5 protein-coding genes are annotated in these 7,496 nt (G+C 54.4%); 1 reads left to right on the forward strand and 4 read right to left on the reverse strand.

Annotated features, from left to right (window positions below; translation table 11 throughout):
* Nucleotides 1–149: 149 nt before the first annotated feature.
* Nucleotides 150–1,037, reverse strand: coding sequence for a PhzF family phenazine biosynthesis protein (locus AC0QH1_RS17740; protein WP_324632578.1), 888 nt, complete (start codon nucleotides 1,035–1,037; stop codon nucleotides 150–152).
* Between the two features lie 180 nt (nucleotides 1,038–1,217).
* On the opposite strand from AC0QH1_RS17740, the gene AC0QH1_RS17745 reads away from it, so the two are divergent.
* On the forward strand, nucleotides 1,218–2,585 hold the full coding sequence (locus AC0QH1_RS17745) for a septal ring lytic transglycosylase RlpA family protein (RefSeq protein ID WP_324632579.1): 1,368 nt from the start codon (nucleotides 1,218–1,220) through the stop codon (nucleotides 2,583–2,585).
* 15 nt (nucleotides 2,586–2,600) lie between these two features.
* On the opposite strand, the gene trpE is transcribed toward AC0QH1_RS17745, so the two are convergent.
* From trpE to AC0QH1_RS17760, 3 genes are all read right to left on the reverse strand, one after another.
* On the reverse strand, nucleotides 2,601–4,151 hold the full coding sequence (trpE, locus tag AC0QH1_RS17750) for an anthranilate synthase component I (protein WP_324632580.1): 1,551 nt from the start codon (nucleotides 4,149–4,151) through the stop codon (nucleotides 2,601–2,603).
* A 355-nt stretch (nucleotides 4,152–4,506) separates the two neighbouring features.
* Complete coding sequence (gene psaD / locus AC0QH1_RS17755) at nucleotides 4,507–4,947, reverse strand: photosystem I reaction center subunit II PsaD (RefSeq protein ID WP_324632581.1); 441 nt, start codon at nucleotides 4,945–4,947, stop codon at nucleotides 4,507–4,509.
* Nucleotides 4,948–5,138: 191 nt separating this feature from the next.
* Nucleotides 5,139–7,187, reverse strand: a complete 2,049-nt coding sequence (locus AC0QH1_RS17760) for a DICT sensory domain-containing protein (RefSeq protein WP_324632582.1) — start codon at nucleotides 7,185–7,187, stop codon at nucleotides 5,139–5,141.
* Nucleotides 7,188–7,496: the final 309 nt, after the last annotated feature.

The raw sequence follows: 7,496 nt of genomic DNA on the forward strand, positions 1-7,496 counted from the left end.
GCAAAGGCGCGATTTCAATCCCCCGCTTTAATTGTGGCTTGCAAAGGCGCGATTTCAATCCCCCGCTTTAATTGTGGAACTACGGATAATGTGAGATATTGAGATATTATGTGCAGCATAATTTACGTGAGAAAATGAGAGATGGTGTGCTATAGCAGTTCGCCGTGGGCGACTAACATTACCTGGCCGCCCACGGAGACGGATATCTCACCTTGCTGCTTGCTGGCGTTTAACCATAACAGGGATGGGCGGGCGATCGCATGTCCCTGTTCCACCCGCAGGGGCATCGGTGGCGAATCCAAATAGCCGTATTCCACCACATAGCCCGCCAAACAGCCATTAGCGCTGCCCGTTGCCGGATCCTCCGGTACCCCCAAATAATCCGCAAACATCCGGGCGCTGAGATGATTCTCCGGATGACGAGTTTCCGGGCAGAACAAAAACAGACATTTCGCCTCCATCTCCGCAATCAATTTAAAATACTTATCTCGGTTGACTTTTGCGCGATTTAATGCGTCTAAATTCCGCAACGGAACCATCACAAAAGGCACCCCAGTAGAAACCTGTTGCACCGGAAACCGAGAATCCATATCCCGCAATTCCAAACCCAAAACCTCACCCACAGTTTCCCGGTTTAAAACCGACAGAAACCTGGGTGGTTGTTGCTGCATCCACAACATCTCCACCTCCCCCTCGCGATAATAAAGCATCACCGGAATTTGGCCCACCTTCAGATTCAACGCCACCCGTTCGATAGGCGCTTTAATTATCTCCTTTTGGAGAATATAAGCCGTCCCTAAAGTCGGATGACCCGCAAAAGGCAATTCCCGCTCTGGCGTAAAGATGCGGACATCATAGCCCCCTTCCCGTACTGCCTCCGAGAGAACAAACGTCGTCTCGGAATAATTCATTTCCTTAGCAATGCGTTGCATCTGGACATCCGACAGCGCGGCGCTTCCCGTCACCACCGCCAATGGATTTCCGCTATATTTTTCTACCGCAAAAACATCAACAATGTAAAACTTTAACCCACTCATATTAACCTCTATTCCAAACAAACGAAACAGCAGTTTCCGCCGGGGATCGGGCTTGATTCCCCACCGGAGGAACAGAAAAAACCCCACCAGAGTCCCTCTTGCTTTAGGGGTGAAATCGAGATATTCTAGACCACATTCACCCGGACGTTGAGTGACTTTACAACTCGCGAAAAAACGCTTATGCAATTTCTCGGACTGGTCTGGATGACCTGCTGTTTGAGCAGTTTGTGGTTATCCAGCCAAACATCAATCAATTATTCCACCGCCGCCAATGCCACACCGTTTTCTGGCAAAACGTTATCGGCGATGACCCAGAATTTCGAGTTGCGCGATCGCCGTCGCCCCCACCCGGGCCGCAGGGCCGCAAAACCCGATCGCCGCCGCCCGGTCTCCCAACGCCAAAACCCGCCCCGGGCCAGGACTTTGCCGGGGAAAAACTTGCAGATTTCCGCAAACCAGCGCCCTTCCAAGACGCGGAACATCCAGCCCTTTACTACCGCCCTGAATTGGTTCAAACCCGCACAGAAGAGTGCTTGTATTTCTCAACCCAAGCAGACGAACCAAGTGCCGAAACTGGGCGGGGAAGCGATCGCGTGGCAATCCCCCCCAAGGCATCTCGCCCCGGGCAATACGATAGCAGCACAGCGCTTTCCCGTTGCCACCCCGGTGGGATTTTTGCAAAACCTGTGGCAACCGAAAACTGCCACGGCAAAACCCCCCACCACAGCCCCCGTCACGGTGAAAGTCGTGACCGTGCATCCGTTTGCTCAGCAAAACATGACGCGAGACGATCGCGACTTAACCGCCCAATGGATCGGGCAACATTTTTCCCGGCATTCCCAGGCGACCACACCCGTGATGCCATTATCCCAGACCGCTGCATTTCAGGTCTGGGTGAAAGGATATTTCATTGCCCAACTACCCGATCGCAGCATTGCCGATTTGCTCGCCTATCGAGTGCAACAATGGTTGCAAGACCCGGATGCCCAGGGCGATCGCCTGCAACTCGCTCAGATTGGTGGAGTACCCGTCTTGCAAGCCGGCGTCCGCCCTTTATTTGCGATTACCCGCCATCTTGCCAACCAACTCGATCGCAGCGGGGATTTGCTAGCGATCGAATGGCTGAACAATCTCCGCATCGCCCTATCTGCCCGGCCCGTTTCCTTCGTGGAAGCCCAAAAACAGATCTATGGCCTAGTGGAAACCAATCAAACCCTACAGGGTACAGCTTCCTGGTATGGCGCGTACTTTCACCATCGTCTCACCGCCACCGGGGAATTGTTCGACCAACAGGAAATGACCGCCGCCCATCGCACCTTACCCTTCGACACCTATCTGAAAGTCACCAATTTGCATTCGGGCAATTCGGTCATTGTCCGGATCAACGATCGCGGTCCGTACATTCCCCCGCGTAGTTTAGACCTTTCCCTAGGAGCCGCCCGCTGTATTGGCAGCGAAGAAATCGGCGTCATCCCTTACAAAGCGGTGATTATGAAACCGGGCAACCCCAGCCGGGCCATTCCCAGCAACCAGATGACTCAGCTTTGAATCGGGAGAAAACCCTCACTCCTGGGGCGAGTGACTTCCTTTCAAACAGCGGATGGCTTCTAACAAGCCTTTTGCCTTATTCAGGGTTTCCTGATATTCCATTTCTGGTTGCGAATCGGCAACGATTCCGGCCCCGGCCTGCACCGAGACGGTATGTTTCCCCGGGCCATTGCGGCGGACCACCATCGTGCGAATGGCGATCGCGGTATTCAACTCGCCCTCAAACCCGTAGTATCCGTATGCGCCGGAATAAGGCCCGCGCCGAGAACCCTCCAATTCGTAAATAATTTCCATCGCCCGAATTTTCGGGGCACCACTGACGGTTCCCGCCGGAAAACAGGCTTGGAGTAAATCCCACGCACTCTTTTCAGGGGACAGTTCCCCGCGCACGTTGCTGACAATGTGCATCACGTGGGAATAGCGCTCGATGACCATCAACTCATCTACGGTCACGCTGCCTTTGACGCAGACCCTTCCCAAATCATTGCGACCCAAATCCACCAACATCACATGTTCGGCGACTTCTTTCGGGTCTTGCAGCAAGTCGGCGGCCAATTCCCGGTCTTCTTGGGGGGTCAAACCGCGCCGCCTGGTTCCGGCGATCGGGCGCACTAGGGCTGATTTTTTCCCATCAGGGGTGCATTCTGCTTTCACCATCACTTCCGGACTCGATCCGATGATTTGCCAATCTTGGAAGTGAAAATAGGCCATGTAGGGAGAAGGGTTAATCGATCGCAAAGAACGATAAAGGGCAAAGGGGTCTCCTTCATACCCTACAGATAATCGTTGCGACAGGACGGTTTGAAAAATATCCCCCGCTTTGATATAATCTTTCGCTTTTAAGACATTTTGGCAAAAGCGCTCTGGAGTGGTATTGCTGGTATAACGCAATTCTGGAGCTTGCGGTTGCGCTTGACGGGCCGGGGGAATCCATTCTAGGAGGGTTTCGCTGTGGGAAATGGGCTGTTGCAGTTTAGCCACCAAGCGCACAACCCGATCGCAAGCGCGATCGTAAGCTGCTTTTTGGGGTAAAGTTCGCAAATCCGCGTAGGCGATCGCCCAAATCTTGCGCTTCACCTGGTCGAAAATCAGCAGATTATCCACCTGCATCCACAACCCATCGGGCAAATCCTCCTCTTGCGCCGCGTAGGTGGGCACCCTCGGTTCGATCCAGCGAATTAACTCGTAGCCCCAAAATCCGAACAATCCGCCCACCCCAGGGGGCAATTCCGGCAAATGCACCGGATCGATAGGCTGGAGGCACTGTTCGAGGGTAGCAAACGGATTGCCCTCAAAGACCTGCACCTCGCCGCTGCGATGTTTTTGAGTGGTTTGGGTGCCTCGCGCCTCCAAAATCCACAGGGGATCGCAGCCGAGGAAACTATAGCGCCCTAGGGTTTCACCCCCTTCTACGGATTCGAGCAAAAAGCTATAGGGTTGTCCCGCGCAAACCTTGTACCAAGCGGAAACTGGGGTATCGAGGTCGGCGACCCATTCCTGATAGACGGGGACGAAATTACCCCGACGGCTCAGTTCGGAAAACTGCGAAAAATCTGGAAAAATCATCAGAAAAACTCCCTGGAAATCCTACCGATTATCTGCGATCGCGGTAGGGAGAATAGGACAACCGCAAATCCTCCCATTAATCACTACCTGTAGGGTGGGCAAATATTTGCCCACCCTACCCGTGATTTACGCTGCGGTTGTCCTAGACAAAAGCGAGGCAAGTCCATGTTGCCCTCGATGCGGACAAAGATGCCCCAGCCACAGATCGGTATATCCCTGCGGGGCTGGGGCATGAGGTTAGCCGATGGATCCTCCCCTAGGTGGGCGAAAGCAGCACGGCGAACCGTGCTACTGTCGTTACCTGGGGTGGGGGGCACAGAACATCGCGCCAGCCAATCGGTTCAGGGCAGCGGGTTTAGCCTTCGGGGTTGGGATCGAAGGGGTTTTTGCCGCTGAACTTGAGTTTGGCGGGTTCGGGGTTGCTGCCGATGTTGCGGTCGATCTTGCCCACAAAAGGACGACCATCGTTGACCTTTTCCGGGAAGACGCCATCTTTCGGATGCAGGTACTCGGTTTCGCCGTTGGGGTAAATCCGGTAAATTTTGTAGTCCTCAATTTTGGGCTTAAATTTGGTCCGGAATTGAGTTCCCAGGGCGAGGCAGTGTTCCTTGCGCGGCAAATACAGAAGGTTTTCACCTTCGTTCATAATTGCAGCACCGCCGGACGGCATTTCAAACACTTGCTCCTTGGAGGAGGTCCAGGTGATGGCGTATTTTTCTTCAATTTGGGCTTTGGTGAGCAATCCGCCAGTGCTGCCACCGAATTTTGGCGGTTTTCCCGTCAATGTTTCTGCCATATTTTACTCCGGATTTTACAAGAGGCAATTTTTAGGGCATCGTACCACTGACACCCCTTGGGTCTACAGATTTATTAAAGAACTGTAACAGTTCTTTAAATTTGCGGGGTTGTCGGTTGGTTATTGGTAATTTGTGAAGCTGGAGGGGGGGAGTTGGGGGGTCGTTTGCGGCAGGGTGGGGGTGAGGGAGGCTACTTTCGCTTGCCGCTAGCCTGATGGCGCTGTCCCCGGGAGGAGCGATTGCCTCGGCGAGATTTGGGGGTAGATTTGGGGGAGGGAGAGGGGGAGTCGGAGACCGAGGCATCGGTGGGGATGGTGAAATGAAACTGACTGCCTTGGTTTTTGCCTTCGGAGGTGGCCCAAATGGTGCCGCCCCAGGCATGAACGATTTGGCGACAGATAGCTAGACCCAAGCCGGTGCCGCCGGTGGAGCGCCGCAGGGCACCTTCTTCTTGATAGAAGCGGTCGAAAACGGCTTCCAGGCGATCGGAGGGGATACCGCGTCCGGTATCGGAAATCGAGACTTGAATGAAGCGATCGCGGTTTAACTGGGCTTCTACCTTGACTTCCCCATCGGCGGGGGTAAATTTGCAGGCATTATCCAGCAATTTCGAGAGAACTTCCACCAACCACTCCCCATCAGCGCGCACTAAGGGCAGGTTGTCGGGCAGATGGGTAGAGATTTCGGGGACTTCATGGGAGGAGGAATTGGCGCGGGTGCGAATGCTGCTCAGGGCCAGTTCCACGCATTCGAGCAAGGGCAGGGGTTCGGGATTCCACTCCACTCGTCCGCTTTCCAGGCGCGAGAGGGTGAGAAAGTCTTGCACCAGGGTTCGCATGCGTTCGGCATCGTCTAAGGCGGTGCTGAGCATCACCTGTCGCAGTTCGGCGGGCATATCCGGGTCGGAGGATAGGCTCTCGAGGCAGACTTGGATGGTGGATAAGGGGGTGCGAAGTTCGTGGCCGGCGATCGCGATTAAATTGCTGCGGGTGCGATCGAGGGCTTCGAGTTGTTGGTTGAGACCTTCAAGGTTGGCATAGGCTTCCGCTTGAATCAGGGCGACCCCCACTTGGGTGGCGATCGCATCGACTAAGGTGAGCTCTTCGGCGTCCCATACCCGAGGGTCGCAACCGCACTGGTGCAATTCCACCATGCCCACTACTTGGTTTTTATAAAGCACCGGCACCATCAACCAGGAGCCAATCTGCCACTCTTGCATCAGGGTTTGCAGGGTTTTGGAATTGGCAATCCGCCGATCGGTGAGGGCGTTTTCTACCGCCACTGGGGCGAGGGCTTCCACGACTTCGCGAAACAGGGGATTATCTTGTAGCGGCCAAGTTTGTCCCGCCAGGGAGGGCACGGATGCGCCTAAATATTCGCGATCGATGGTGGCGGTGGCATCGCTTTCTTTGCAGCGATAAATCAAACAGCGACAAACATCGAGGGCCTGTCCCAGTTCGCGCACGGCAACTTGGAAGATGTCTGCGGGATTGAGGGATTGGCGGATGGCGGTGGTAATCGAGTTGATGGAACGTTCCCGTCTTTCTTGGGCGGCGATCGAGCGGTAGGTTTTGAGTAATTTGTGCTGGCCGGCTTGCAGGTAGGTGACTAACCTTTGGGCAAATGGGCCTGGATCTACGTTTTGGAAGCCGCCCAGGGCGTCGCTGTCGGGTTTGACGCCTAAGTTGTAGGTGTGGAAGGCGCGATCGATTTTGGCGTCTAATTCGGGGCGATAGATGCGAACTCGCTCGAGCAACAGTTCCCCGACTTTGGTGCAAACTAGGCGATCGAAGGTCCATATCCCCTCAAACCGTCGCGCTTGATCCATTCCGTTCAGTTCCGAGTCGGCAATCCCATTGCTATTGCTTTCGCGACACACCAAGCAGCAGGCATATTGCTCGGCAAGCACTAATAAGTGCCACTCGTTGGCTAAGCCGTCTGATGGTTCAAATGCCACGGTTTCGTGAACGTCCGAACCGCTTTTAAATTCGGTCTCCGGTGCCGCCAGCACGTACAGTTGGTCGGTTGTCGTCCCTATCCGCCGATATCGGTGCGCTTCTTGGCGATAAAATCGCTCTCTTTGGAAGCAAGCAACCACTAACGCTCGATCTGCCCCGGCCAATATTTGATCTTCCATGGCATGGGACAGTGCGGTGAGGGAAGATTTGAAGTAAATTTGAGGCCGAAGCTGGGGCATCGCTTGCAGCAAGTCTTCCAGCACTGAAGTTGGAATGCTCATTTATGGTTTCTTTTGTCGGGTTTAGGCAACAACCTTGAGGCTGCGGCATCGTTTGGGCAGGCTTTGCCCCCCCTGGCATCCGGGGTCGCGATCGCCGAAACTTTGAAATCGTTCTCTTTATCAACTTATCGCACTCAGGGACACCCGCGCAGCTTGCGCGATCGCGGCGTCTCTCGATCGCCCTCTAGGCTCCCACTGGGGGAAGACTCTCTCCACCATGCCCACAACCACTTTTGATACTCCCTACGGATAAATCCGAGGGATTCTTAAAGAGTCCAAAGTCGGACTTTTAAAGGCGCTTTTCCCCAC

Source organism: Phormidium sp. CCY1219, assembly GCF_055795085.1.

Coding starts and splice junctions, on each gene's coding strand:
- trpE (WP_324632580.1), bottom strand. CDS start 4,151: ATGATTTTTCCAGATTTTTCGCAGTTTTCCGAACTGAGCCGTCGGGGT.
- AC0QH1_RS17760 (WP_324632582.1), bottom strand. CDS start 7,187: ATGAGCATTCCAACTTCAGTGCTGGAAGACTTGCTGCAAGCGATGCCC.
- psaD (WP_324632581.1), bottom strand. CDS start 4,947: ATGGCAGAAACATTGACGGGAAAACCGCCAAAATTCGGTGGCAGCACT.
- AC0QH1_RS17745 (WP_324632579.1), top strand. CDS start 1,218: ATGCAATTTCTCGGACTGGTCTGGATGACCTGCTGTTTGAGCAGTTTG.
- AC0QH1_RS17740 (WP_324632578.1), bottom strand. CDS start 1,037: ATGAGTGGGTTAAAGTTTTACATTGTTGATGTTTTTGCGGTAGAAAAA.